We start from the raw sequence: 23,831 nt of genomic DNA, 5'->3' as shown, positions 1-23,831 counted from the left end.
GAGTTTCCTGACTTTTTAATATAGAAATTGTTATTGTGTAATAATATCAATATGTTGAAGATAGAGATATCTGGAATCCCCCCTTTTTGAGTTTTAAAATAGTGATCTAAACATTTCAAATACTTAGGAAAGTTTCTTTCCTCAAAAACATATAGAAACTCCTATAATCATGAAAAACTCAGGAAACTCCAGCAATTTTTTCCTGGGAGGAGCAGCGGAGAAGGTCCCCATGAGGACCGCTGCCCTCATGGTAGGTATTAGGTATAAAGAGGGTGGCCAATGGCCTCAGGATCAGGGGGATCTACCCGTAAGTTTCTCCTCAAGAGGTCAGGGGTATAAAAAAAGGCCCGGGTGGAAAACCCACCCAGGCCTTTTACACCTCTCATCTAGGCTATATGAACCCCAGCAAGAGGAAGGCAGCAGAGGTGATGATGGCGTAGACAAAGAAGGCCAGAAACAGCCACCCCATGATCTCCCTAAACTCCAGTTTCACCACGGCCAGCATGGCAATGGCCCAGAAGGGTTGGATCATGTCGGTGAGCATATCGCCCCAGGCGTAAGTGACGACCACCTTCCATGCGGGGAGGGCCAGCTGCGATGATGTTCCATCCCGGCCACCAGTTCATGAACTGCGAGGCGGTCCGCTTGCCCTTGGGCCTCTCGGGGGCCTCGTACAGCTTGATGCGCTCTGCCAGCTCTGGCTTGACCTTGAAGGTCTTCTCCGGCGAGGGGTGCATCGCCCTCATCAAAAAGGCGATTACCAGGACAACGATGATCACCAGAATGATGTTAAAGGGTGTGAAGATGGTGTGTGTGTGTGGTGGAGATGGTGCTGTTTAGGTATCCCGCCTTGATGAGGAAGTTGCCCGGGGTGTTCACCAACAGGGGAGCAGAGGCCGAGAGCCCTGAGTGCCAAGTGCAGCCCAAACCGAGATAGGCTGCTGCCACCAACAAACGGTAGTCAACCTTGGGTTTTTCCGGACGATAAACAGAGCGAACATGGCGCTGCCGATCAGGCTCAGACCCCAGTTTAACCAGGCGATGATCATGGAGAAGAAGGCCATCAAGAAGATCGCCTGCCACGGTTTGTCCTCATTGGTCCAACTGGCCAGGCCGTTCAACAACCACCTCACCGGCGGGGAGCAGGCCAGGATGTAGCCCGTCATCATGATTTTGATCTCACCCCCTTTCTGCCAGATATACTGCTTTGAAAATCATTACCCTCAAAACATCGATCTATTTCTATAACAAAAGGTCCCTAGTTGTTAAGAAAAATCTGAAAGGAAAATGATTAGCACATGATGATATATCAAGGGCCTATTCACCGATGCGGATATATTTCAAGATAAGGAGACTTAAAAGGGCCATGATCACCCTGGGGATGGTGATGATAAAAAAATCGGCCCCTACGGCGAGAAAGAGGAGGGTATCTTCGAAGACGCTGTGGAAGATGGATAGAAATAGCAAGATGGCTAGGGTCTCCCTCGTGCTTAACCTTGAATTCTTCAGGGAATCGATAATTAGCCCAGCCCCATATAGGAGCCCGAAGGTAAGGCCCGAAAGGAGTGGGATGCAGGCCTCAGCGGATAATCCTAGTGCCTTGAATGGGCGTGCCCAAGAGGTCCTTCGCAGCCACTTTCCCTCCAGGACCTCGAGGATAATAAAGAGGGGAATAAGGATTAAGGCCATCTTTAGGGAGAAAGAAAAAAGGGCCGTCAGATATTCTCTCAGCATAGTATCCTGTGTATCATGGGGTTCATGGCCGCTGCCACCAAAATGGACAGCAGCAGTCTCAAGGGTGCCAGAAGGACGAAGACCGGCCGTACCTTGAACAGGATCGCCCCTTCCATAATCTGACTATGGGATATCAGGAGCATAAGGGAGACAATAGTTATCTCTGCCCCGTTCAGGTGTAGGCCAGCCAAGGCACCCAAGGCAGCGTAGATATTGAGTACATTACCTAGGATCAAAGCAAAGGCCGCCTCTCCAGGTAGTCCGAGGATAGACATGTAGGGTTTAAAGAGGGCAGCCCAACCCTCCAGAAGCCCCCCCTTCTGCAGGAAAAAGATAATTGTATAAACCGGGATAAGGAATTTGAGGAGGTCAAAAAAGGTATAGATCCCCCGTCTAAGTCCGGAAAGAATCAGGGTTCTTAGCGTTTCTCCCATTAAAAGTCCTCTCCTATAACATAAATAGCTCAGAAATTATGCGAGCATCTATTTGGTGATCTATTTCCCCCGCACCCATTAAAAGGGCTGGAGCTTCTCAATTGTCTCATTCTGTCATAAAAGAAGCTTCTTTCTCAAGGGGAATATCTCGATAATGCCTCAGTTATCAGGGGACAAGAGGCCCTTTGAAGCTCATCCCCCCAAGACTGAGGTATTACATATCTCGCCAACTTTATGTTGCCATCCGGGAGAAGTTATAATATCTTGAAGTGTTCAGAGATGAAGGAGGTCATCTTGAACCTTTTGCGGCGCTTGTTCATAGCCATCCTAATCACCCAGACCCTCCTTCTAGGGGGAACCCTGGGATACAGGTTTATCGAGGGGTGGCCTCTATTAGAATCCTTATATATGACCGTCATCACCATCACTACTGTCGGCTATGGAGAGGTCCATCAACTCTCGAGGGAAGGGAGAATATTTACAGTATTTCTCATCATGTCCAGCTTCGGGGTGATGGCCTATATTGTGGGGAGCATAACCCAAACCATTATCGCCGGCCAACTCCGAAAGATATTAGGGAGGAGAAAATTGGAAAAGCGGATCAAAAGGCAAAAAGATCACTTTATCTTATGTGGCTATGGTCGCATCGGCTCCTTTATCGCCAGGGAATTTAAACGTGAAGATGTCCCCTTTGTGATAGTGGAGAATGACCCCGAAAGGATAAAACTGATCGAGGAGGATGAGTTCCCCTATGTGGAAGGAGATGCCGACGAGGACGAAATCCTCGTCAGGGCCGGAATAGAAAGGGCCAGGGGACTGATTGCCGCCGTTCGCTCTGACGCAGACAACCTCTACATCACCCTCTCCGCCCGGTCATTGAACCCCAATCTCTATATCCTCAGCAGGGCCAATGAGGAGGGGGCGGACAGGAAACTTTTGAGTGCTGGGGCAAATCGGGTAGTATCACCTTATCTGATGGGTGCCGCCAGGATGGTCAATGCTGTACTTAGACCGAATATTGTAGAATTTGTCGACCTGGTAGTCCGGAGGAGACACCTCGAGCTCCAATTAGAGGAGATCACCGTTGAAGATGATGCCAGGTTCAAGGGAAAGCCCTTGGGTGAGTCGGGGATCAGGCGAGACCTGGGATTGATAGTGGTGGCCATCAAAAAGCAATTGGGGAAGATGATCTTTAATCCCTCTTCGGAGACCCTGATCGAAAAGGGGGATATTCTCATTGTCCTCGGCGAAAAGAAGCACTTGGAGATGCTGGAACAATTAGTAAAGTCCGCAGAGATGTTTGGCGAAAGGGTTTAGGATGATCATCCAAACCACTGTCCCCTATGAGATGATCCTGGAACGTCAAGATGAGGCCATCAGGAGGAGGATACACCCGGAGATATACTTTGACTCCTTTGCCCTGGATAGGTGTCAGGACGAGGATGTGCGGCGTTTAGGCGAGGCATTAAAAAGGAGTGGCATCTCCTATACCTTTCACGCCCCTTACATGGACCTGGCCCCTGGAGGGGTGGACAGCAAGATCAGAAAGGCTACTAGAGAGAGATTGGAGCACGTCCTTCATCTGGCGGCCTTGACCCAACCCAAGGTTGTGGTCTGTCATCCTGGATACGATAAATGGCGCTACGGTGAGTTTCAAGATCTCTGGCTAAAGGAGAGCCTGGATATGTGGGACCCCTTGGTGAAGAAGGCACAGAAGCTAGGGGTAACGTTGGCGCTGGAAAACGTCTTTGAGGAAAGACCAGAGACCATAGAGAGGCTTATAGAAGCGATCAACTCCCCTCACTTTGGCTTTTGCTTTGACACCGGCCATTGGCTTGTCTTCAGCAAAATAGGTTGGAAGGAGTGGATAAAGAGGCTTGGCAAGAGGATGATCGAGGTACATATCCACGACAATAATGGGAAAGAGGACCAACACCTCCCTCCAGGAGATGGGAAATTCGATTTCCATGGGTTTTTTCACCATATTTGGGAGCAGCAGCTTTTCCCCATCTACACCCTTGAGGTCCATCGAGAGGAGGAATTGGCAAGGAGTTTTGAGACGGTGAGGGAATACCTAGAGGATCAGGGGAGGGCAAAGAATTAAAGATGGAGCTTGTCAAGGACAAGCGCTGTTTTGTCTGTGGTGAGGAGAATCGTGATGGTCTAAAACTCCGGGTCCTTAGGGATGGAGATAAAGGGGTGAAGGCGGAGTTCGTCGCCCACGATCGTTACCGGGGTTGGTCCACATACCTTCACGGTGGTGTTGTGAGCCTTATCTTTGATGAGCTCTTGGGATGGAACTCCTTCTACTTGGGTTATGATGCGATGACCGCAAGGATGGAGGTGAGGTACCGCAAGCCCATTCCCTTGGGTAGCCGGGTAATCTTTAAAGGGACCTTAGAAAAAGAGACCAAAGGGCTATTAGAGATAAAGACCGTTGCCTATTTGGAAGATGGGTCTCTGGCAGCTGAGGGAAGGGGTAAGATGGTGATCATCAATCAGAAGGGGGTTTAGACCTTTCCCAAAGCCATTTCTCCAGGTAGAGGTAGGGCGATTCCCTAGTCTTCTTTAGACCTTTAAGAAGTTCGATAAAATTCCTTAAATCGCACCCTAATGTTTCATATACCTGATGGAGAAGGCTATCCGGAGGGTTGAGATAACGCTTATAGGCCACGATCAAGGCGTTGTTAAATTTCTCCTTATCGAGATCCAATAAATAACCCGTCTTTAACATCCCCCTGAGGTCGGCGAACCTCCTCTTCCCTTGGGCAAATATCTCCTCCCTCCTCCTCATCTTCTCATCCCATGACATCTCCTGGGCATAGACCCCCTTCAACTCATCATAAATCTTCTGGATAAACCCAGCAACTAGCTCCTCATCCCTGGCGAGATCCAGTGCTAGCTGATAATAGGGGGAAGATGATCCAAACCTCTCCTCGATAAACATGAGGGCGCCTTTTCCGCCGACAAAAGATGCTATTTGTTCGTTAAATTCCGTCTCCCCTTTGAGAAAGATGGTGTTATGGACGAGTTCATGGATGATGGTATTGATGATAACCACCGGGTGTCGATCCAAGATGGTGGAATAGATAGGATCATTCAGCCAACCCAGGGTGCTGAAGGCCATGGCCCTCTGAAGGCAGGTATCCAACCCCCTTTCTTCTAAACTCTTCAGCTCCTCTAAGGCATCCTTTTTGTCAAAAAAACCCTTATATGATACCTCTCCAACTATAGGGAAACGCCATGGATAGGGCTCCAGGCTATCTTTGGGACAGGCACTCACCAGATAGATAAGGGTATCCCCCTTTACCCGATAAAAGGCCTCATAGCAGCCGTCAAGGCTCAAACCTATCTTCTCCTGGGCGAATTCTTTCACTTCCTGAACAAGCCTGAGCCTCTCCTTTGCCCCTTGTGCCATCCCCTCATCCCTTAAGGCCTCCTGAACTGGTATGCTCCCCCATAATATCTTTGCCTCTCCCCAGGCGAGCTTCCCTATATACAGCCCCTTAGCGCAAGAGGTAAAGATGAAAAGAGATAGTAAAAGGACAAAAATCCAGCGCATCTTTGACATAATTCTTAACCCCTCATAAGGGCTTACCTTCACCTCTGCCCATGAAAATACCATTTCCCAAAGAGGGATTCAAGTTCCCAAAGAGGGATTCAAGGATTCGAGGATTCAAGGGTTCAAGTGTTTGTTGTTCACTAGAACCCAAGACCCCTAGGTTCCTAGAATCCTGCCTTATTAGGGGTTTCAGGGGGAGCAGCCCCCTGAAGTTAGGTTAAAAACCCTTAAGGGACGAAATCTCCTTCAGATTCAATTTACCGTGAATGAGTTTCACGGTAAAGATCCAGCAAAAAGGGACAGCTTCTCACCGAGCTGTCCCCTCCGCTTCCTTCAGTCTATTCTCCCTATTAGTCCTCCAGGACGAAAATGACCTCCATCCTTACCCTGTACTCCACTATCTTTTCGTTCTCCACCGCCACCCTAAACTCTATGATGCGCATACCCGTGATCCCCCTTAAGGTCTTTACAGCCCTTTTGAACCCCAGTTGGATGGCATCATCGAAGCCCTTGGGTGATCCTGAGATCACCTCTGTTACCCTGGCTACCCTACCATCAGGCATCTGTTTCACCCCCTTTCTCTCTTTTTTACTCCTCTCTTTCTATAAGAATCGATAAGGAGAAGAACTAGGTTGTAACTATATATCAGAAAGTAGATTTGTCAAGGATTATCAGAGAAGATCTAAATTTCTGCTTGACTATGGCATCTAAATATTCATATATTGAATATTCATATTATAAATATCCTTAAAATGGTGATAATGACCAGACATCCTCAAGAATATGTAATCTTGGGATTGTTGATGAAAGAGGATAGACATGGTTATGAAATCCACCACCTTCTCTCCTCTGGATTGGGGCGTGTGTGGTATGCCGGAATGAGCCAGATCTATGCCCTTCTCAAACACCTTGAAATGATGGGAGAAGTGATCTCGAAACTAGAAATTCAGGACAACCGGCCAGCCAAGAAGATCTATTCGATTACCCCTGAAGGCCGTGAGGCCTTTCTGAACTGGGTTCAAAGGCCGGTCGAGAGGATTCGTGATCTGAGGCTCCAGTTCCTGGCCAAACTCTTTTTTATGAGGGAGTTGAAGTTGTCCGGCATCGGTGAACTAATGGAAAAACAGATCAAGGTATGCCAGGGACATTTGGAAGGCATAAAACAACAGGATGATGTCTGCTGCGGTGAATTTGACGGCCTGGTCTTTCAATTCAGGATCTGCCAGATCGAGGCGATTATAAGGTGGCTTAAAGATTGCGAAGGATACTTCAACCATTAAAGGCTGGTAAGCAATTTCTTAAAAGCAAAAGCTAGAAAAGGAGGTATTCAGATGAAAAAGATCCTGCTTTGTTGTTTTTAAAGCCATGGATTTGGAGGTCAGCAAAGAGGTCTTCGTGATACTAAAGCTAAGAAGGATAAGGCTCTGCGAAAATAAAAATGGTTGAACGAAAGGAGGAATAAATCAATGAAAAGGCTACTCGTTTTACTCTTGGCAGGATTAGTGATTTTCATTCCTCTTGGAGGAGTTGTTCCAATGGAGAAGGCGGCTGTCCCCATCCATATGGCGGTGGAGTTCGTTGACCACGCAGCCAGTGCCCACATAGCAAAAAAACAAGGTTGGTTTCAAGCCGAAGGTTTAGACGTCACCGCTTTTGATAACTATATAACCGGCATGGCCCTGGCTGCAGCTCTAGGCCGGGGCGATATCAATGTGGCCTACGTCTGCCTGATACCGGCCATAAGTGCTTATGCCAATGGCAAAGTGCCGATAAAGGTTGTTGCCGGAACGCATAAGTATGGCTACGGATTACTCGTTGATCCCAACAAGGTAAAAACCGTTAAGGATTTAGAAAGGCCCGATATCCGCCTGGCTTGCCAACGGGAGGGAAGTCCTACAGACGCAGTCATGCATAAGATGATGGAAAAGTATCGGCTTGATAAAGAGAAGATACTGAAGAAAGTCCGGCGCATGCCTCCGCCCAAGGTGCTCCTCGCCCTCAAGATGGGGCAAATAGATGCGGGTTTTTGTTGTGAGCAGTTCCCCACAATGGGCGAGGAATTAGGATTCAAGGTGCTCCTGACGGCACAGGACGTCTGGTCTGATATGCAAGGGAGCGTTCTAGTAGCAAGGGATGACCTCATAAGAGACCATCCTGAGGTAGTTAGAAAGCTGGTAAAGATAACTCGGCGAGGGGTCCAATACATTAATAAACATCCGGAAGATGCGGCTCGAATCGTCGCTGGTGAGTTGACGGTTGCCGGCAAAGAGGTTTTCCCTCTAAGGGTAGGAAAGGTCGCCGCCAAATTGGAAATTACTCCAGAGGCTATATTGAGGTCCTTGACTATCAGAATGAAGTGTACTACCGATATTGACCCTAAAATGGTTCAGGAAGAGATAGATTATCTGGCAGAGCTAGGCTATATAAAGAGCAGCTTCAAAGCTGAGGATATTCTGGATTTGAGCTTCCTTGAAGGTGAATAGGCTAAAGAAAATTAGACCAGGTTGGGGGATACTACCTGTGGCCATATTCCTGGCTATATGGGAAATAGTCGCTCGACTGAACCTGATCCCAGGGCAGTTCTTCTTCCCCCCGTTCTCCGCCGTAATACAAGAGTTTTATACCCTGACAACCAATGGAGTGCTGGGGGATAATTTTCTTGCTAGCCTGGTCCGGGTCTTGATTGGCTTCTGCGCCGGTTCTATAGCTGGCATAACTATAGGAATCATAATGGGGTGGAGGGATTTTGTACATAAGGCACTGAACCCCATAATCAGCCTCCTCTACCCCATCCCCGCCCTCGGCTGGCTACCACTATTGATGCTATGGCTTGGAATAGGTGAAGCACTGCCGATCACTATAATATTTATCTGCTCCTTCTTTCCCGTCCTCTATAATACCGTCACCGGTATCAAAAATGTAGACGAGGATTACATCCAGGTGGCTAGAACGCTGGGCGCTTCAGATATTAGGATTCTGATCACAGTGGTTATGCCCTTAGCCCTACCTAATATCTTCACTGGGCTGAGGTTAGAAGCGGGGATGGCATGGCGGGTGATAATAGCTGCTGAAATGGTAGCTATCCCTACCGGAATCGGAGCCCTGATGATGAAAGCGGAAAGCCTCATCCGCATAGACATCATCATCGTTTGCCTGATAGTATTATCCGTGATGTGTCTCACCTTCGAGAAGTTCTTTGCCTATTTGGAAACGAGGTTGACCAGCCAGTGGAGGTAATATGCCATCTATCCAACTTAAAAATATATCTAAATACGTCTGTCAAAATGTCAACCTGGAGGTATTCGATAAAGAATTACTAGTATTGTTGGGGCCAAATGGTGCTGGGAAAAGCACTCTGCTGAATATCATTGCCGGACTAATTGATTATGAAGGATCAGTCCTTTTTGATGGCGAGCCGGTAGACAAACTGGCTACCAGTAAAAGGAAAGTAGGCTACCTGTTTCAAGAATTAGCCTTATTTCCTCACCTCGATGTTGCCTCCAATATAGCTTATGGTTTAAGAGCCCAAAAGCAATCTCAGAGTGGAGTGGAAGCCAGAGTCGGGGAACTACTCCAGATGATGAAGATAAAGCACCTGTCGTCTCGCTACCCCAGGCATCTAAGTGGAGGTGAGAAACAGAGGGTGGCCTTGGCCCGAACCCTCGCCCCCTCTCCTCAAGTCCTGCTCTTCGATGAACCCTTGAGCAACCTTGACTTCAGGACATCAAAATATCTTCGGATAGAACTGCAACTTCTGCAGAAGGAGTTAGGAATAACCACCATCTATGTGACCCATAACCAAAGGGAGGCAGAGGAGATAGGGGATAGGATAGCCGTCATCCACCAAGGGTCGCTGGAGCAGGTGGGGACTCCAGAGGAAATCTTCTTTAACCCCCAAAACGAACGCATCTCAGAGTTCATCGGTTCCCCAAACATCTTGCCCTGTGAATATTGCCGGGAGCTAGGCCTGGGCCTAATGGAGATCGGCACCGGGGGTCTCACCATAGTGGTGCCCCATGAGGGGGTTGAGATAAAGAAGATTGCCATCTCCCCCCGGGACATCTACATCTCAACAGACAAACCCCCTGGACCGGACCTGAACAGGTTCAAGGGGATGATCATGGAGATGACCCCTTCATCATCTCTGACCAAGATAAAGTTGAAGGTAGGCGACCATACCCTTATGGCCGAGATACCCACTGAAGTAGGGGAAGGAATGGACTTGCAAATAGGCAGGGAGGTCTACTTGATTCTGAAATTGAGATGGATAAAGACCCTCTCCGTCCCTCTATATTGACAGTTCTCAGGGGTTCCGATAAATTTAGCCCAAAAACAGAAGGAGAAAAAGATGATACAATGTAATCTGGAGGAAAACAAAAAGCAGTGTCCCTGTACCTATGAACCATGTGATAAAAAGGGAAAGTGCTGTGAGTGTATCAGATATCATTGGAGTCGAGGGGAGCTACCAGGGTGCCTTTTTCCCCCTGAGGTTGAAAGGACCTTTGACCGCTCTATAGAGAGGTTTATCGCCTGCTATCAATAGGATATCTTCCTTGAATTGTTACGCCACCATTGATATAGGCTCTAACACCATCCTGCTGTTAATAGGGCAGATAACCCCCCAGGGTTCCCTCGAGGTGGTCATGGACATAGCAGAGACCACCCGCCTGGGGAGAGGACTGCAAAGAGGGGGGGGCTGGACCAACGCAGCGTCCAAGAAAGCATCTCTGCATTGAAGAGATTTGTCTCCTTTTGTCATCAGAAGGGGGTAAAGGAGATCGCTGCTGTGGGGACCAATCCCCTGCGCATGGCAGGGGGCGCCGAGGAATTTATCCAACTAGTCCAAAAGGAGTGCGGCATATCCCCCCAGGTCATCAAGGGGGAAGAGGAGGCCTATCTCTCCTTTTTGGCGGTACAGAGAGACCCCCTTATGCCCCAGGAGGCCTTGGTGATAGACGTAGGAGGGGGAAGCACCGAGTATATCTTACCTCAAGGAGGAAGCTCCTCGCATCAAGTGCAGACCATCACCCTCCCCCTGGGGGCTGTACAACTAACAGAGGAGTTCTTGACCATTGACCCCCCTTCTCAGGATGATGTCATAAGGCTTCAAAAGGAGATCAAAGAAACCCTCTACTGCCTCCCTTCAGCCATGGTGGGTGAATTAGTGGGAATAGGGGGCACTGCCGTAACCCTGGGTTCCATCCATCTGTGCCAGGAGGGGTTTGCAAGGGAGAAGGTCCATGGGCTGCAGCTCTCCATCGGCGAGCTCAGGGCCCAGATAAAAGATCTGCAAGGAAAGGATCTTGCGACGAGAAAAAAGATCAAAGGTCTCCCCCACAAGCGGGCCGATATCATCCTGGCTGGGGCCATGATCATCCTTTTCTCTATGGAGAGGTTACAAAAAGAGAAGATCCACATCAGTTGCCATGGCCTACGATACGGGCTCTTTTATGAAAGATTTATGTCGTAAGTCTTCCCGTGAAGGTGCTTCACGGGAAAGTCGAGTTAAAAACAAGATACCTGTACTTCCTTTAATCCTCTCATTTCTTTTTTCTTATGCGGACACTGTTTGGACTGATAACAGTAAAGGCGGACAGAAGTTCGTCTTTATGCTCTTTGATAACCCCTAATATAATCCCTTCTTTTTCCTCAGGGTATAAACCCGCCAATCGCACAAGTACCACCCCTTGGTGTATACGATTTAATCTAAACACTAACTCCCCAAAATCCTTATCTGAGGTCATTAAGATCGCCTTTTCTTTGTTTGCTAAGTTAAGTACCGCTTCATCTGATATGCCTGGCTCCATCTCAGCTACATAAAAAACTACGTGTCCCTCCTCCCGAAGGCAGTTTACGATTTCCCTTTCTATATTTTCGTCAGCTAAGAATTTCATCTATATTGTCTTACGGATAGGGTAAACTACATCTGCCCTTAAGGCTTCTGATGCAAAGGCCAAAGCCGCTCTGACAGCTTCTTCTGTTAAACGGGGGTGAGCTTTGAGTATCTGTTCAATAGTTTCACCTGCGGCAAGTTTTTCTAAAATCAATTCCACCGTGATCCTGGTACCAACAATCACAGGTTTTCCCATCATAATATCAGGGTCAGATTGGATAAATCTTTTAAGGTCTTTCCTCTCTTCATTCATAAACGTTATCCTCCTTGTTGGGTAAGATTTAAACCTTATACTATCTTAACACTCAATGGCTTGCAATAGAAATGACATCCCTATAGATGAGGGGCGATGCTGCAACAAAGGTTGATGTCTTTGGGATGGAATCAATAGCGGTCAATTGATACCTTTATCCTCCCCCATCAAGGGGGAGGAAATTGTTTTGAAACCAAAGGAGAAGCCCTGCCCTGTGGGCGGGGCAATTCACTCTGGCTTCTTAACGCAGTATTTGGGTTTACTTTTTCCTGGTGATGTTGCGCAGGTAGATGATCCTTAACCCCTTGAGGGTGAGGAGTTCGTCCACCTCATGGATGGTCTTGGACTCAGAGGCGATTAAACGGGCCCAACCCCCTGTGGCCACCACCTTGGGATTGGAGTTGGTCTCCTCTTGTATCCTCCTGACCATGCCATCTACTAACCCCACATAACCATAGAAGATTCCGGCTTGCATGCTGTGTACTGTGTTTTTGCCTATTACCCCCTTGGGTTTGAGCAACTCCACCCGGGGCAGTTTGGAGGCCCGTTGAAATAGGGCTTCCATGGAGATCCCTATCCCAGGGGCAATAGCCCCTCCCATGTATTCCCCTTTGGCGGATATAAAATCAAAGGTAGTGGAGGTACCAAAATCAACCACGATCAGCTCTTGGTGATACTGTTCATATGCAGCCACGGAGTTGACGATCCTGTCTGCACCTACCTCAACGGGATTATCATAGAAGATGGGCATCCCTGTCTTGATCCCTGGACCTATCACCAACGGCTTGATATGAAAATACCCCTCCGCCACCTCTTCCAAGATCGGAAGCATCGGAGGAACCACACATGAGATGACCATCCCTTTAATCCCCTCGGGCCTGATACCGTGAAAGCTGAAGAGGTTACCGAGGAGAATGCCAAACTCATCGACCGTCCTCTCTGGTTCAGTTGCCACCCGCCAGTGATGACGGAGTTTATCTCCCACAAAGACCCCCAATACCGTATGGGTATTGCCCACATCAATGACAAGCAGCATCTTTCACCATCCCGCTACCCTTACATCACCAGCTACTATCCTCTTCACCCTTCCCCCGGCCTCTTGCACCAGCAAGGCCCCATCTTCATCTATCCCCAAGGCCTTTCCCTTAATCATCTCTCCCATAAAGCTAACCTCTACCTCTCTTCCCTTTACCTGAGAGAGATCCTCCCATCTCTGTCTGAGCTCCCCCCCCTTATTTTCGCTGAGCCTCCTGTACCAAACCTCCATCTTCCGCAGGAGTGCTTGGATGAGAACGGCCCTTGAAATCTCCCTTCCCAACTCCTCTCTTAAGGAGGTGGCCCTATCCTTTAGGGGGAGGGGGAAGAAGTTGCGGGGCATATTGACGTTGATCCCTATCCCTAAGATGACGAAATTTATCCTATCCATCTCCATATCCGCCTCCGTGAGGATACCCCCTAACTTCCTCCTCCTTGTCAGCAGGTCGTTTGGCCACTTTATGGTGGGGGCAAGTGCAGTGACCTCTTCTATGGCCTCGGCGCTGGCCACCGCCGCCATCAGGGTAATCAAGGGTATCCTGCTCGGTGGGATCTTTGGTCTGAGGATAAGGGATAGGTAGATGTTAAAACCCAACGGAGACTCCCAACTGCGCCTCATCCTCCCTTTACCCCTGGTCTGTGCCTCTGCCACAACCACCTCCCCTTCTTTTGCCCCCTCCATGGCGAGGCGAAAGGCGACCTCATTGGTGGAGTCCACCTGAGAGAATGCATGAATCCTGTGTCCAAATACCTGGGTCCCAAGGCCAGCTTGGATCTCCCAGGTGGTGAGATGTGAGGGGACGGCGACCAATCTATACCCACTGGCAGGCTTGGCCTCAATCTTATAACCTTCCCTGCGCAGGGATCTGATGTGTTTCCAGATGGCGCTCCTGCTTATCCCCAAGACCTTGCTCATCTCTACTCCAGAAAGATAACCCTTGCTGCCCCTCAACATCTCCAATATCCTACCGGCTATCTCCGCGCCTCTCAATCTACCACCTTGTCGTAATGAGAAAAACGCATGGAAAAGGTCCCCCTCCCCTGGGTCATGGACCTTAGATCAGTGGAATACCCAAACATGCTGGTCAAGGGGGTGAGGGCCTTAATCATCGCCATCTTCCCCTTTGTACTGATGGACTCAATGGATCCCTTTCTCGACTGTATGTCGCCGATCACCTCACCCATGAACTCCTCAGGGACCATGACGTCCAATTCCATCATGGGCTCCAAGAGTAGTGGGCCACCCTTCTGGCAGGCCTCGCGCAGGGCTTGAGATGCTGCCACCTTAAGGACCATGGTAGTGAACTCATCTTGAGTGTAGCGGGCACCCTTGAACAGGACCTTTATATCGGTGAGGGGGTAACCCATGAGTGCACCCACAGTGGAAGAATCCTCCACGCCGGCCTGTATAGCCTCGAGATATTCCTGAGGTATCTCTTCCGCAGGTACCAGGGAGATGAACTCAATCCCTTTTCCCCTCTCATTGGGGATGATCTCCAAGTTGATCTCAGCACTGTGAGGGACTTCTTCGATCACCTTGGAGAATCTTCCTTCCACCTCCGCTGGTTTCACGATGGTCTCACGATAGACCACCTGGGGTCTGCCGACATTAACCGCCAAATTGTACTCCTCCACCAACCTCTTGATGAGGACATCAAGGTGGAGTTCTCCCATCCCCGAGATAATTGTCTGCCCGGTGTCATCGTCATATCTCACCTTAAAAGTGGGGTCTTCTTCGCTCAGTTTCTCCAGGGCAAAGGGGAGCTTATCCTGGTCCTGATTGGTCTTGGGTTCCACTGCCACGGAGATGACCGGCTTGTAGAACTCTATCGGCTCCAGCAGGATAGGGTGGGCACGATCGCAGAGGGTGTTCCCGGTCGAGGTCTCCTTTAACCCCATTACAGCCACGATCTCCCCCGCCTTCGCCCGATCGAGCCTCCTGCGGTGGTTGGCGTGCATCTCAAAGATCCTCGCCACGCGTTCCTCTTCGTCCAAATTGGCGTTATAGACGATCTTACCCGTCTCCATGACCCCTGAATAGACCCTGAGGTAGGTGAGCTTCCTCCCCTGGTCCATCATGATCTTGAAGGCCAGGGCGCAGAGGGGTTCATCCTCATCGCTTCTTCGCTGTTCGATCTCTTTGGTGCGTGGGTTTACTCCCTCCACCGGAGGGACATCCAGGGGTGAGGGGAGGTAATCTACGATGGCGTCCAGGAGGGGTTGAACCCCCTTGTTCCTTAAGGCGGCCCCACATAGCACCGGCACCACTTTAACCTCAACAGTCGCCTTTCTGATGGCCCTCTTTAATTCCCCCTCAGAGATTGCCTCCGCGCTTAAATACTTTTCTATCAGGAGGTCGTCGGTCTCTGCCACCTTCTCCAAGAGGCGCTCCCGGTACTCCTGGGCCTGGGGGAGAATGCCTTCGGGGATCCCGATCTCCTGATAGACCGCCCCCAGAGTATCCTCTTCCCAGATGATCCCTTTCATCTTGATCAGGTCTATTACCCCACCAAAGGAATCCTCTACCCCCCAAGGGATCTGGACTACCAACGGATCGGCCCCGAGTTTTTCGGTCATCATCTCCACCGTGCCGAAGAAATCAGCTCCTACCCGATCCATTTTGTTGACAAAAGCGATCTTGGGGACCCGGTACTTATCGGCCTGGTGCCATACGGTCTCCGACTGAGGTTCCACCCCCCCTACCCCACAGAACACGGCAATGGCCCCGTCAAGCACCCGTAAAGACCTCTCCACCTCAATGGTGAAATCTACATGACCTGGGGTGTCAATAATATGGATGATGTGATCGCGCCATTGGCAGGTGGTCACTGCTGAAGTAATGGTAATCCCCCTCTCCTGTTCTTGGGACATCCAATCCATCACCGTGGTCCCCTCGTGCACCTCACCGATCTTATAGGTGCGCCCCGTATAGTAGAGGATCCTCTCGGTGACGGTGGTCTTTCCCGCATCGATGTGGGCCATGAACCCTATGTTTCTGGTCTTGCGTAGTTGTTTTTCGCCTACCATCAGCACCCCGGAAGAAATCGAATGTTTGGGGGAAATTACTATTTTTTATCACAAAGAATCGTTAGGGTCAATTACACCCTCCCTTTACCCCCTTCGCCTTTTGTGCTATTTTTACCGTGAAGATTTCACGGTAAAAGTGAGCTTCCAAGCTAAGGCAGGATTCTAGGAACCTAGGGGTCTTGGGTTCTAGTGAACAACAAACACTTGAACCCTTGAATCCTCGAATCCTTGAATCCCTCTTTGGGAAATGGTATTTTCATGGGCTGGGTAAGATTAAACCCTTATGAGGTTTAGTAAGCAATAGGTGCGAAAGGGATAGAAGATGCGGGAGGAAATCTCCTTTGGTGCAGCGGTATTGCGAGACCTTCAAGGTGAAGGGGTCCCTCTGTCCGCCATCATAAGACGGATCTTAGAATGGCCGCCCGTCCGTCAAAGTCTCCCCCTGAGAAAGAGGCTCGGGTGGGAACTAGAGGGCTTTCCAGAGGAAGAAGAGGCCCTGGTTAGGGAGTTGGGGAGGGTGGTGAAACGGGCAGGCTTGTGGGAGCCATTTTTCGCTTCGGTGGAAGAGCTGGAGAGGTTCATCCGGATTAAGGAAGGGGAAACGAAGAGAATGGAAGCCACGCCTGAACCCGGAAGTATCTTTATCGGAGGTTTTAGGCCGGAGTTTTTGGAGGATGAAGAGGAGGTGGAGTCCACCAAGGCCTATCTCCATAGGTTGCGCCGTTTCCTGGCTGAGGTCATCGTGGAAAGGTACTTCATCCTCACCAACAGATTTATAAAGCACTTTGACTGGATGCTCTGATGAGCTCTATACTTTCCTTATACCTCATCCATATCCTCAAGAGAGTTTCATGAAGTCCTTCTACATCCTCTTTTATCCCTTTATCGGCGCCTTGATCGGTTGGCTCACCAACACCATCGCCATCTGGATGCTCTTTCACCCTTATGAAGAGAAGCGGATTTGGCGTTTTAGGATCCCCTTCACTCCGGGCCTGATCCCCGCCCGCATCGAAAGGTTGGCCCAGGAGGTCTCCAGGGCCATCAGAGACCACTTTCTAAGCGGGGCCGATATCAAAAATATTTTGAAGGAGATGAAGCTTGGAGAGGTGCTGACCGAGGAGGTCAAAAAGAGGGTACAGAGGTCACTGGTCCTCAGGCCGCTGACCACCCTCTTGGACAATGAATATCTCCAGAGAAGCGTAAACAAGGCCGTGGAACGGATCATCAAGCGACTGGAGGCCGAGGCAGTGGGGGGGAAGATGGAGGAGTTCATCTATAAGCGGATCCTCAATGACTTCCACCCCCGAAAGGTAGAGGAGGTGATCCTCAAGGTCTCCAAGAAGGAGTTGAAATATATCACCTACTTCGGTGGCATCCTGGGGGGGATCATCGGGATGGTGCAGGTGGTGGTGAGGCTTTAAGGGACAAAGGTTGACAACAGGTTAATGGGCAAGCCAGCATAAAAGATTGACAGCCCCTTTATTTTCCCTTAAATTTAAAGTAGGCGCCATTTCCCTTAAAAAGATAATTTAAAAAAATGGTAACATGATAAACCCCATCCTGAGGGAGGGTTGCCGACCCATGAGCACGATCATCCCGATCATGAGCAAGAGATACACGAGCATGCGCACTGAATAGCTATCCACTGACCGCCTCTATCTTCCTGGAGGGTGGGGATTAGCGTCTGCTATACCAGTTTACCTGCCGGCAGATCCCTCGGAGGATCTTGACCTCTCTGGAGTTGAGCTTTGCCCTGCTGAAGATCCTCCTCAGCACCGCCATCATCCGTTTGGGGTTTTTCTCATCTAGAAAACCTATGCGCAGAAGGGCCTCCTCCATATGCCCGTACATCCCCTCTAGTTCCTCGGAGGTAGCCAGCCTGTGGGGCCGTGGGAAGGCCTCCTTGTGATGGGCGGCCATGTAGATCTCATAACAGGTGACCACAACGGCCTGGGCCAAGTTCAGGGAACCAAACTCCTCATGGGCAGGGATGGTCACCAAACGCTGACATAGATCAAGATCCCTGTTGGAGAGACCCTTGTCCTCTGGGCCGAAGACCACGGCCACCCTGTTCTGTGGGGCTATTTCTATTATCTCCCCCGCCATCTGCCTCGGATCAATCAATCCCTCCCTTCCTTTTCCTCTCCGCCTAGTGGTCCCGATCACCCAGGTACAATCGGCAATGGCATCCGCCAAATGGGAAAAGATTAGGGCATCTTCTAGGATATCCTGCGCCCGCACGGCCATCACGCGGGCATCAGGGTGCAGCGGAGAACCAGCCGGATCCACCAAGGCCAACTCCTTTAGGCCCATATTCTTTATTGCCCTAGCGACAGAGCCGATATTCATCATGCCTTGAGGATGGACCAAAACTATCCTGATGTTCTCAAGTTGCACCTTTGCTCTCTCCCGTGGTCCACCAGCCAGACCTCTTTACCTCCATGCCTTTACCTCCCAAAGCCGGTCTTCTTCAATTATACCCTTGAGATGGACATCTTGACTAGGGTGAAAAGTTATATCTGTTTGGAGCTGTGAATCTATTGCTCGATGGAAGGGGATCTCCCTGTCAACAGTTTATCCCCATGGACGAGGAAAGGAAAAAGAGGGATAGGATCATGGCAAAGAGGATAAAAAGGGTCCTGACGCAATATCCAAGAGGTAATACAGTCCATATCGGAGGGTGGAAGCATCTCTTGGCCCGGCAGAGGACCCTTTTCAACCTCCTGAAGGATTTGAAACCGAGGAGGGTCTTGCTGGGGCATCTATCCCTTTGATCCCTTCAGCAAGTCAGCAAGACCTCAATGGTGATCCCCTTAAGAATATCCTGGACCCCCTTTTGGGCCTCTTGGAAGAAGCGGTGGATGGCCTTTTCATCCTGACCACGATAAGGAGGAGGTGGGAAACGGAAGGGGTCGCCTTGGACGCCCTCCACCACCTCTTGGATAGTTATCCTGTCCAGAGACCTGGCCGGAAGGTATACCACCTTGCCCTCATCCACTGAGCGCACAACCCCTTTTTCTCTGAGACGATTAAGAATGCCTACCAAAAGACTGTAAGGTATCCCCAATCTCTCAGCTAGCGCGTCCAGTGATGTGGCTCCATCTCCCTTCAGGAAGCTGCGGCCGATGGCCATCATCACCCTTAGGGCATGGTAAGCATCGTAATTGTCCTCAGTGAATTTTTCACTCTTTGTCTCTAACCTTATGTTTTGCACGCTGTAAGTGACCTCCCCGCCTAAGAGGATCACCAGCCAACATATATAGATCCAGATAAAGAACATGGGCAGGACCCCTAACATCCCGTATATCTTGTCAAAGTGGGCGAACTCAGTAATGTAGACCTCAAACCCCCAGCGGGCCACCTGAAAGAGGAAGGTAGCTATCAGGGATCCTATTATGGCAGGTCTTACCTTTACTCGCGTATAAGGAAGGATGCGATAGATGATGAAGATGGCCAAAAAGGTCAAAAAGAAGGGGAGAAAATAATGGATGGATCCCTTTATTACAGCAATCTTTAAGATGCTCCCCACTAAGGGGGCCTTGCTTAACTTCAAGGATAGGAGCAAGGCTACAGCGATCAAGATGGGGGAAAGGGTGATCACGCTCCAAAAAGCGGTAAATTTGCTCACGAAGGGGCGCCTCACAGTAACCCCCCATACCTGGTTAAAGGTCCCCTCTATGGTATACAAGAGAGAAACGGCGGTGATGATGAGAAAGAGACCGCCGAAGATGCTCAACGTAGTGGTCTGCTGGGCAAATGTTTTTATGTTTGTGATAATGGTCTCCTGTAAGGAAGGGGTGGGGATGAGATATTGAAAGATAAAGCCCAAAAATGCCTCTTGAGAGGTCTTAAACCGGGACAGCATGGAGAGGGAGATGGCCACCACGGGAACGAAAGAAAGGAGGGTGATATAGGTCAAGGCCGCTGCCACTCGAGGGCAGTTGTCCTTGATGAATTCACGAACGGCATATATCAATATGGCCAAAGATCTGAATGACTTTTTAATCCCTTGGAGAGTTGGTACTTTCATAAGTCCTCTCAAACAAAACCAAAAATAGATCATTTTATCCCTATTGTCAACACCAAAGTATAAATTTGCCTCTGCCGCAAAATCTCCCTTGACAATCAAAGCCAAAGTTGTTACATAAACTCTTCCTTTTTCGCTTGTGGGAAATGGGGCCAGACCTTGATCTGACCCCAAAATTAATCCTCAAAGGAAGGGAGGTGATAACCATGGTTTGTCAAACAGTAAAGGCAGGGACGGAGTGTATCTTCATGGGGAAGAATGGGTGTACCTACAACGGAGGGAAATGCTATCCCATTGTAGAGGAATGCCGAGGGTGCGATCGCGTGGTTGAATATCCCACTGGTCTCTATTGCAATACCTATAGCGAGCCTCGGCTGAAGTGGCTCAACAGCCCCTGCTCCCTAGCCACCCATGTTAAGAAGGAACAGAACAAGAACAATGAAAGGAAGATCAACCCCTTGAAGGCCTCCAAGAGGAATAACATCCACAGATAACATAAAGGAGGGGCTATGCAAAGGGAAGAGGCGGGGATCATCAGCTGATGATCCCCATTATTTTCACCGTGAAAATGTCAAGGTACGGTGAAAAGCTTAAAAATGCCTCGACCCTGCGGTATTTTTCGGCCTTACTTCAGGGGGCAATGCCCCCTGAAACCCACAAAACAAAGAATATACCTCTTTTTGGGGGTGATTGAGGGGGTTTACCCCCTCAAAGGAAGACAAAAGTTTGGGGAAGGCGTATTTTTATGGCTGGCTGAGGGCAAACCCTCATGAGGGTTTGGGTATTGACAAAGGAGGAGGGAATAATTTATTTTATTTATAAGCGGGCATAGCTCAGTAGGTAGAGCACAAGCTTCCCAAGCTTGGGGTCGCGGGTTCGAATCCCGTTGCCCGCTCCAATTTTGCCAAAAAATAAAATCAACATTTTTAAAGGCTTAGGAATAAGATCCTAAGCCTTATTCATTCAACATTTGGGGTATGAATGAGGTACGCGTATCATCAACTTTCCCCCCATTTTTCCTCAATTTCTTCACAAGTTTGTTGGTTAGACCCCAACGATATAGGCCCTCTCATGGCAAATGTGGAGGATTTTTGAGGCATATAAACCAAGGAAGGGGTCTAATATCAGGGATAGCTGCCCAAGGTTTTGCTTGACAATGGCTACATTTTGAACTAATGCTTGATATACGTATTCTTCTAGGCGTAACTAGAACTAACAAACAACATAACTCTAACCTTATTACGAAACAAATAGATAAAAAGGAGGGTGTTTATGAGTATTTACCAAAGGATCATTCTTGTATTAGGGGCTATTGCCTTAGTCATAGCTATTTTGACAACCCCCCAATTAGTAATCGTGCAAGGTACGCACGCAAAGCCTACTGCGGATCTTGCTCAGTTACAGCCCATAATAGCTCCTTGGACTGCCCTAATACGTTCAATTGGCGTTATAGGGGTGACGGTATTACTCTTTTTTGCACTTAAAGGTTCAGAAGTAAAAAAACGGGTAAAAAAGAGTAAACTCAGCAAACAGAATTGACAGGGTAAACATGGGATGTGCACGGAGATAAGGCTGAAAGAATCAGGTTCTATAGGATAGACTACCCTTCCAAGAGACAGCCTTTCGGCAAAAAGGCTCAGTGGTTCATCTCACCTATTCCCATACATCCGTTCATAATATTCCATATATTCCCCTGTCTTTATCCTCTGCCACCAATCTTGGTGATCTATGTACCAATTTATAGTTTGTTTTATTCCCTCCTCAAACCTTACCTCCGGCTGCCAACCCAGCTCCTCCTGCAATTTGGAGGAGTTCATGGCGTACCTTCGGTCATGCCCGGGCCGGTCTTTGACAAAGCGGATCAAGGACTCTGGTTTGTTCAATGTCTCCAAAATGGTCCTAATAACTTGTAGATTGGTCCGCTCGCAGGCTGCGCCGATATTGTATATCTCGCCGCTGCTGCCGTTATGGAGTATGAGGTCTATGGCCCGGCAGTGATCCTCTACATATATCCAGTCCCTGACGTTTAACCCATCACCGTAGATCGGGAGTTCTTTGTCCTCCAGGGCATTGCTGATCATCAGAGGGATCAGCTTTTCCGGAAATTGATATGGCCCGTAGTTGTTTGAGCAACGGGTGATGATGGCAGCCATACCGTAGGTCTTAATATAGGCCCTGACCAAGAGATCGGCAGCGGCCTTGCTCGCCGCATAGGGGCTGTTGGGCCTCAGGTAGGTTGTCTCGCGAAAAAGACCGGTGGGCCCCAGGGAGCCATATACCTCGTCCGTGGATATCTGGATAAAGAGGGGGACTTCCATCTCCTGCGCCCCCTCCAATAAGACCTGCGTTCCCAAGATATTGGTCCGCAAAAACAGATCGGGGTCCTCGATGCTCCTGTCCACATGGGATTCAGCGGCAAAGTTTACTATAACATCGACCCTCTCCTTCTGGAGGATCCTCCTCACCTTCTCCCTGTCCGCGATGTCTCCTTTGATAAAGGTATAATGGGGATGATGGATTAGTTCGCAGAGGTTGTCCAAGTTGCCACAATAGGTCAATTTGTCCAGATTGATGATTCGATAGCTCTGATATTTCTCTACCATGTAGTGGATGAAATTGCTTCCGATAAAGCCACATCCACCGGTTACCAGGATGGTCTTTTCCTCAGCCATCTTTTCTCGCCCACTCATAAGGGATGTCATTGTCGTGGGGATGGATGCGGTGCTCGTCAGGTTCTTCCCTGTTGTAGACCTCGGTGGGGATGTTGATCACTATTGCCTCTGTCTCACTGATGCACATCCACCCATGATAGACCTCTTTGGGGATCTGCACCAGGATGGGGTTGTGCTCGCCAATAAAGAACTCGTTTATCTCCCCTTTGGTGGGTGAGCCCTCCCGCTGATCATAGAGGACCAGTTTAAGCATCCCCTTCACCACCGCCACATTATCGGTTTGGATCTTATGGTAGTGCCATGCCTTGACCACATTGGGATAGGTGGTGGTCATATAGACCTGGCCAAATTTATTAAAGATCTCGTCATCACTGCGCAAGATCTCCATCAGTCTACCCCTCTCGTCAGGGATGACCTTAAGCCTCTCAACCTTTACCCCGGCGATCATGACCATCCTCAATCCAATTTGTTGGCCCCTGTCTCGGCCACCAGTTGGCTGGCCCTCAGCAGGGAGTCGAAGGTCCCCGCATCCGTCCACCAACCATCCAAGATCTCCCAGGTCAACTGGCCCCTCTCGATATAGGCGTTGTTCACGTCGGTTATCTCCAGCTCCCCCCTACCCGAGGGCTTAAGGGTCTTGATGATGTCAAATACTGTATTGTCGTACATGTAGATCCCCGTTACCGAGTATTTTGACTTGGGGACCTTGGGCTTTTCTTCTATTTTGACTATCTTATCCCCCTCTAAGACAGGTACGCCAAACCTCTGGGGATCAAGGACCTCCTTTATCATGATCTTGGCCCCCTCCTTTTGTCGCCCAAAGATCTCTACAGCCCTCCTGATGTTTTTTTCAATGACGTTGTCCCCCAGGATAACGCAGATCTTATCCTTAGCCGCAAAGAACTCAGCTAGGCTGAGGGCTGCCGCGATCCCCCCTTCTCCCTCCTGATAGGTATAGTTGATATGTTTGAGCCCGAATTCATTCCCATTGCCCAAAAGCCTCAGGAAGTCCCCGGCATTGTTTCCTCCAGTGACAATGAGGATGTCCTCTATACCGGCATTGATGAGGGTCTGCAGGGGATAGTAGATCATCGGTTTGTTGTATACTGGCAAGAGGTGTTTGTTGGTGATCTTGGTCAAGGGATACATGCGCGTACCCAAACCACCGGCCAAAATGACCCCCTTCATCCCCAA

29 protein-coding genes, 1 tRNA gene and 1 pseudogene are annotated in these 23,831 nt (G+C 49.3%); 16 read left to right on the top strand and 15 right to left on the bottom strand.

Translation table 11 applies throughout. The features are described from left to right. Nucleotides 1–391: 391 nt before the first annotated feature. The 3 genes and pseudogenes from JRI46_07475 to JRI46_07465 form a co-directional block, all read right to left on the bottom strand. Nucleotides 392–1,169, bottom strand: a pseudogene (locus JRI46_07475) (TIGR00366 family protein). A gap of 148 nt (nt 1,170–1,317) precedes the next feature. Beyond that, nucleotides 1,318–1,734: a nucleoside recognition protein gene (locus tag JRI46_07470; GenBank protein MBW2039418.1), complete on the bottom strand. Its 417-nt coding sequence runs from the start codon at nt 1,732–1,734 to the stop codon at nt 1,318–1,320. Beyond that, nucleotides 1,728–2,168 (bottom strand): nucleoside recognition protein, encoded by a 441-nt coding sequence (locus tag JRI46_07465; GenBank protein MBW2039417.1) that lies wholly within the window; start codon nt 2,166–2,168, stop codon nt 1,728–1,730. Before JRI46_07465 ends, JRI46_07470 begins: the two co-directional genes overlap by 7 nt. A gap of 294 nt (nt 2,169–2,462) precedes the next feature. Here JRI46_07465 and JRI46_07460 point away from each other — a divergent pair, with 294 nt between their 5' ends. The 3 genes from JRI46_07460 to JRI46_07450 are packed head-to-tail and all read left to right on the top strand — an operon-like array spanning nt 2,463 to nt 4,682. Next, a complete protein-coding gene (locus JRI46_07460; protein ID MBW2039416.1) occupies nt 2,463–3,485 on the top strand; it encodes a potassium channel protein in 1,023 nt (340 codons plus the stop codon). Nucleotide 3,486: 1 nt separating this feature from the next. Then, complete coding sequence (locus JRI46_07455; protein ID MBW2039415.1) at nt 3,487–4,272, top strand: sugar phosphate isomerase/epimerase; 786 nt, start codon at nt 3,487–3,489, stop codon at nt 4,270–4,272. A 2-nt stretch (nt 4,273–4,274) separates the two neighbouring features. Beyond that, a complete protein-coding gene (locus tag JRI46_07450) occupies nt 4,275–4,682 on the top strand; it encodes a PaaI family thioesterase (GenBank protein MBW2039414.1) in 408 nt (135 codons plus the stop codon). Here JRI46_07450 and JRI46_07445 read toward each other — a convergent pair. Next, entirely contained in the window at nt 4,663–5,739 is a 1,077-nt protein-coding gene (locus tag JRI46_07445) for an aminopeptidase (GenBank protein ID MBW2039413.1), read from the bottom strand. The genes JRI46_07450 and JRI46_07445 overlap by 20 nt on opposite strands. Nucleotides 5,740–6,080: 341 nt before the next feature. Further along, the gene (locus tag JRI46_07440) at nt 6,081–6,293 is read right to left on the bottom strand and encodes a dodecin domain-containing protein (protein MBW2039412.1); all 213 of its coding nucleotides are present in this window, start codon (nt 6,291–6,293) and stop codon (nt 6,081–6,083) included. A 240-nt stretch (nt 6,294–6,533) separates the two neighbouring features. Between JRI46_07440 and JRI46_07435 the strand changes: the two genes are divergently transcribed. The 7 genes from JRI46_07435 to JRI46_07405 all read left to right on the top strand — a co-directional run bounded on the left by JRI46_07435 (nt 6,534) and on the right by JRI46_07405 (nt 11,200). Then, nucleotides 6,534–7,010, top strand: a complete 477-nt coding sequence (locus JRI46_07435) for a PadR family transcriptional regulator (protein MBW2039411.1) — start codon at nt 6,534–6,536, stop codon at nt 7,008–7,010. 186 nt (nt 7,011–7,196) lie between these two features. Beyond that, nucleotides 7,197–8,213, top strand: a complete 1,017-nt coding sequence (locus tag JRI46_07430; GenBank protein MBW2039410.1) for an ABC transporter substrate-binding protein — start codon at nt 7,197–7,199, stop codon at nt 8,211–8,213. Then, nucleotides 8,200–8,967, top strand: coding sequence for an ABC transporter permease (locus JRI46_07425; GenBank protein MBW2039409.1), 768 nt, complete (start codon nt 8,200–8,202; stop codon nt 8,965–8,967). The genes JRI46_07430 and JRI46_07425 overlap by 14 nt, the downstream gene beginning before the upstream one ends. Nucleotide 8,968: 1 nt before the next feature. Continuing rightward, nucleotides 8,969–10,027, top strand: coding sequence for an ABC transporter ATP-binding protein (locus JRI46_07420; GenBank protein MBW2039408.1), 1,059 nt, complete (start codon nt 8,969–8,971; stop codon nt 10,025–10,027). A 51-nt stretch (nt 10,028–10,078) separates the two neighbouring features. Continuing rightward, nucleotides 10,079–10,273, top strand: coding sequence for a hypothetical protein (locus tag JRI46_07415; protein ID MBW2039407.1), 195 nt, complete (start codon nt 10,079–10,081; stop codon nt 10,271–10,273). Between the two features lie 10 nt (nt 10,274–10,283). Next, nucleotides 10,284–10,466 carry a hypothetical protein gene (locus JRI46_07410; GenBank protein ID MBW2039406.1) on the top strand — a complete coding sequence of 61 codons (183 nt, stop codon included), beginning with the start codon at nt 10,284–10,286 and terminating at the stop codon, nt 10,464–10,466. Beyond that, entirely contained in the window at nt 10,427–11,200 is a 774-nt protein-coding gene (locus JRI46_07405) for a hypothetical protein (protein ID MBW2039405.1), read from the top strand. The genes JRI46_07410 and JRI46_07405 overlap by 40 nt, the downstream gene beginning before the upstream one ends. Nucleotides 11,201–11,270: 70 nt before the next feature. Here the strand turns inward: JRI46_07405 and JRI46_07400 are convergent, their stop codons facing one another. The 5 genes from JRI46_07400 to fusA form a co-directional block, all read right to left on the bottom strand. Continuing rightward, nucleotides 11,271–11,624 carry a DUF5615 family PIN-like protein gene (locus tag JRI46_07400; protein ID MBW2039404.1) on the bottom strand — a complete coding sequence of 118 codons (354 nt, stop codon included), beginning with the start codon at nt 11,622–11,624 and terminating at the stop codon, nt 11,271–11,273. After that, a complete protein-coding gene (locus tag JRI46_07395; GenBank protein ID MBW2039403.1) occupies nt 11,625–11,876 on the bottom strand; it encodes a DUF433 domain-containing protein in 252 nt (83 codons plus the stop codon). A 259-nt stretch (nt 11,877–12,135) separates the two neighbouring features. Further along, nucleotides 12,136–12,912 carry a type III pantothenate kinase gene (locus tag JRI46_07390; GenBank protein ID MBW2039402.1) on the bottom strand — a complete coding sequence of 259 codons (777 nt, stop codon included), beginning with the start codon at nt 12,910–12,912 and terminating at the stop codon, nt 12,136–12,138. 3 nt (nt 12,913–12,915) lie between these two features. Next, the gene (locus JRI46_07385) at nt 12,916–13,902 is read right to left on the bottom strand and encodes a biotin--[acetyl-CoA-carboxylase] ligase (protein ID MBW2039401.1); all 987 of its coding nucleotides are present in this window, start codon (nt 13,900–13,902) and stop codon (nt 12,916–12,918) included. After that, a complete protein-coding gene (fusA, locus tag JRI46_07380; protein ID MBW2039400.1) occupies nt 13,899–15,938 on the bottom strand; it encodes an elongation factor G in 2,040 nt (679 codons plus the stop codon). The genes JRI46_07385 and fusA overlap by 4 nt, the downstream gene beginning before the upstream one ends. A 322-nt stretch (nt 15,939–16,260) precedes the next feature. On the opposite strand from fusA, the gene JRI46_07375 reads away from it, so the two are divergent. Both JRI46_07375 and JRI46_07370 read left to right on the top strand, forming a co-directional pair. Next, a complete protein-coding gene (locus JRI46_07375; GenBank protein ID MBW2039399.1) occupies nt 16,261–16,740 on the top strand; it encodes a hypothetical protein in 480 nt (159 codons plus the stop codon). A 49-nt stretch (nt 16,741–16,789) separates the two neighbouring features. Beyond that, nucleotides 16,790–17,359: a DUF445 family protein gene (locus tag JRI46_07370; protein ID MBW2039398.1), complete on the top strand. Its 570-nt coding sequence runs from the start codon at nt 16,790–16,792 to the stop codon at nt 17,357–17,359. 256 nt (nt 17,360–17,615) lie between these two features. Here JRI46_07370 and JRI46_07365 read toward each other — a convergent pair whose 3' ends face one another. Then, on the bottom strand, nt 17,616–18,335 hold the full coding sequence (locus JRI46_07365) for an RNA methyltransferase (GenBank protein MBW2039397.1): 720 nt from the start codon (nt 18,333–18,335) through the stop codon (nt 17,616–17,618). Nucleotides 18,336–18,469: 134 nt separating this feature from the next. Between JRI46_07365 and JRI46_07360 the strand changes: the two genes are divergently transcribed. After that, nucleotides 18,470–18,712: a hypothetical protein gene (locus tag JRI46_07360; GenBank protein ID MBW2039396.1), complete on the top strand. Its 243-nt coding sequence runs from the start codon at nt 18,470–18,472 to the stop codon at nt 18,710–18,712. A 5-nt stretch (nt 18,713–18,717) separates the two neighbouring features. Here the strand turns inward: JRI46_07360 and JRI46_07355 are convergent, their stop codons facing one another. Further along, complete coding sequence (locus tag JRI46_07355) at nt 18,718–19,968, bottom strand: YihY family inner membrane protein (GenBank protein ID MBW2039395.1); 1,251 nt, start codon at nt 19,966–19,968, stop codon at nt 18,718–18,720. A gap of 203 nt (nt 19,969–20,171) precedes the next feature. Between JRI46_07355 and JRI46_07350 the strand changes: the two genes are divergently transcribed. The 3 genes from JRI46_07350 (at nt 20,172) to JRI46_07340 (ending at nt 21,504) form a co-directional block, all read left to right on the top strand. Further along, entirely contained in the window at nt 20,172–20,459 is a 288-nt protein-coding gene (locus tag JRI46_07350; GenBank protein ID MBW2039394.1) for a PxxKW family cysteine-rich protein, read from the top strand. A gap of 328 nt (nt 20,460–20,787) precedes the next feature. Continuing rightward, nucleotides 20,788–20,863: transfer RNA gene (locus tag JRI46_07345), tRNA-Gly, on the top strand. Nucleotides 20,864–21,237: 374 nt separating this feature from the next. Next, nucleotides 21,238–21,504 (top strand): hypothetical protein, encoded by a 267-nt coding sequence (locus tag JRI46_07340; GenBank protein ID MBW2039393.1) that lies wholly within the window; start codon nt 21,238–21,240, stop codon nt 21,502–21,504. A 110-nt stretch (nt 21,505–21,614) separates the two neighbouring features. Here the strand turns inward: JRI46_07340 and rfbB are convergent, their stop codons facing one another. From rfbB to JRI46_07325, 3 genes are read right to left on the bottom strand one after another with little or no spacing between them, the layout of a single operon-like run. Further along, on the bottom strand, nt 21,615–22,637 hold the full coding sequence (gene rfbB, locus JRI46_07335; GenBank protein ID MBW2039392.1) for a dTDP-glucose 4,6-dehydratase: 1,023 nt from the start codon (nt 22,635–22,637) through the stop codon (nt 21,615–21,617). Then, the gene (locus JRI46_07330) at nt 22,630–23,085 is read right to left on the bottom strand and encodes a dTDP-4-dehydrorhamnose 3,5-epimerase family protein (protein MBW2039391.1); all 456 of its coding nucleotides are present in this window, start codon (nt 23,083–23,085) and stop codon (nt 22,630–22,632) included. Before JRI46_07330 ends, rfbB begins: the two co-directional genes overlap by 8 nt. Nucleotides 23,086–23,093: 8 nt before the next feature. After that, entirely contained in the window at nt 23,094–23,825 is a 732-nt protein-coding gene (locus JRI46_07325; protein MBW2039390.1) for an NTP transferase domain-containing protein, read from the bottom strand. Between the last annotated feature and the right edge of the window lie 6 nt (nt 23,826–23,831).

This window comes from Deltaproteobacteria bacterium (assembly GCA_019308925.1).
Lineage (GTDB): Bacteria > Desulfobacterota > B13-G15 > B13-G15 > RBG-16-54-18 > JAFDHG01.
Note: the sequence above shows the minus strand (reverse complement) of the source record. Positions and strands in the feature narration are given on the sequence as shown.

Excerpts from the sequence above, each read along its gene's own strand:
- JRI46_07470 (MBW2039418.1), bottom strand. The coding sequence starts at position 1,734 with ATGCTGAGAGAATATCTGACGGCCCTTTTTTCTTTCTCCCTAAAGATG.
- JRI46_07465 (MBW2039417.1), bottom strand. The coding sequence starts at position 2,168 with ATGGGAGAAACGCTAAGAACCCTGATTCTTTCCGGACTTAGACGGGGG.
- JRI46_07455 (MBW2039415.1), top strand. The coding sequence starts at position 3,487 with ATGATCATCCAAACCACTGTCCCCTATGAGATGATCCTGGAACGTCAA.
- JRI46_07450 (MBW2039414.1), top strand. The coding sequence starts at position 4,275 with ATGGAGCTTGTCAAGGACAAGCGCTGTTTTGTCTGTGGTGAGGAGAAT.
- JRI46_07445 (MBW2039413.1), bottom strand. The coding sequence starts at position 5,739 with ATGTCAAAGATGCGCTGGATTTTTGTCCTTTTACTATCTCTTTTCATC.
- JRI46_07440 (MBW2039412.1), bottom strand. The coding sequence starts at position 6,293 with ATGCCTGATGGTAGGGTAGCCAGGGTAACAGAGGTGATCTCAGGATCA.
- JRI46_07435 (MBW2039411.1), top strand. The coding sequence starts at position 6,534 with ATGAAAGAGGATAGACATGGTTATGAAATCCACCACCTTCTCTCCTCT.
- JRI46_07430 (MBW2039410.1), top strand. The coding sequence starts at position 7,197 with ATGAAAAGGCTACTCGTTTTACTCTTGGCAGGATTAGTGATTTTCATT.
- JRI46_07420 (MBW2039408.1), top strand. The coding sequence starts at position 8,969 with ATGCCATCTATCCAACTTAAAAATATATCTAAATACGTCTGTCAAAAT.
- JRI46_07415 (MBW2039407.1), top strand. The coding sequence starts at position 10,079 with ATGATACAATGTAATCTGGAGGAAAACAAAAAGCAGTGTCCCTGTACC.
- JRI46_07400 (MBW2039404.1), bottom strand. The coding sequence starts at position 11,624 with ATGAAATTCTTAGCTGACGAAAATATAGAAAGGGAAATCGTAAACTGC.
- JRI46_07395 (MBW2039403.1), bottom strand. The coding sequence starts at position 11,876 with ATGAATGAAGAGAGGAAAGACCTTAAAAGATTTATCCAATCTGACCCT.
- JRI46_07390 (MBW2039402.1), bottom strand. The coding sequence starts at position 12,912 with ATGCTGCTTGTCATTGATGTGGGCAATACCCATACGGTATTGGGGGTC.
- fusA (MBW2039400.1), bottom strand. The coding sequence starts at position 15,938 with ATGGTAGGCGAAAAACAACTACGCAAGACCAGAAACATAGGGTTCATG.
- JRI46_07375 (MBW2039399.1), top strand. The coding sequence starts at position 16,261 with ATGCGGGAGGAAATCTCCTTTGGTGCAGCGGTATTGCGAGACCTTCAA.
- JRI46_07370 (MBW2039398.1), top strand. The coding sequence starts at position 16,790 with ATGAAGTCCTTCTACATCCTCTTTTATCCCTTTATCGGCGCCTTGATC.
- JRI46_07355 (MBW2039395.1), bottom strand. The coding sequence starts at position 19,968 with ATGAAAGTACCAACTCTCCAAGGGATTAAAAAGTCATTCAGATCTTTG.
- JRI46_07350 (MBW2039394.1), top strand. The coding sequence starts at position 20,172 with ATGGTTTGTCAAACAGTAAAGGCAGGGACGGAGTGTATCTTCATGGGG.
- JRI46_07340 (MBW2039393.1), top strand. The coding sequence starts at position 21,238 with ATGAGTATTTACCAAAGGATCATTCTTGTATTAGGGGCTATTGCCTTA.
- rfbB (MBW2039392.1), bottom strand. The coding sequence starts at position 22,637 with ATGGCTGAGGAAAAGACCATCCTGGTAACCGGTGGATGTGGCTTTATC.
- JRI46_07330 (MBW2039391.1), bottom strand. The coding sequence starts at position 23,085 with ATGATCGCCGGGGTAAAGGTTGAGAGGCTTAAGGTCATCCCTGACGAG.
- JRI46_07325 (MBW2039390.1), bottom strand. The coding sequence starts at position 23,825 with ATGAAGGGGGTCATTTTGGCCGGTGGTTTGGGTACGCGCATGTATCCC.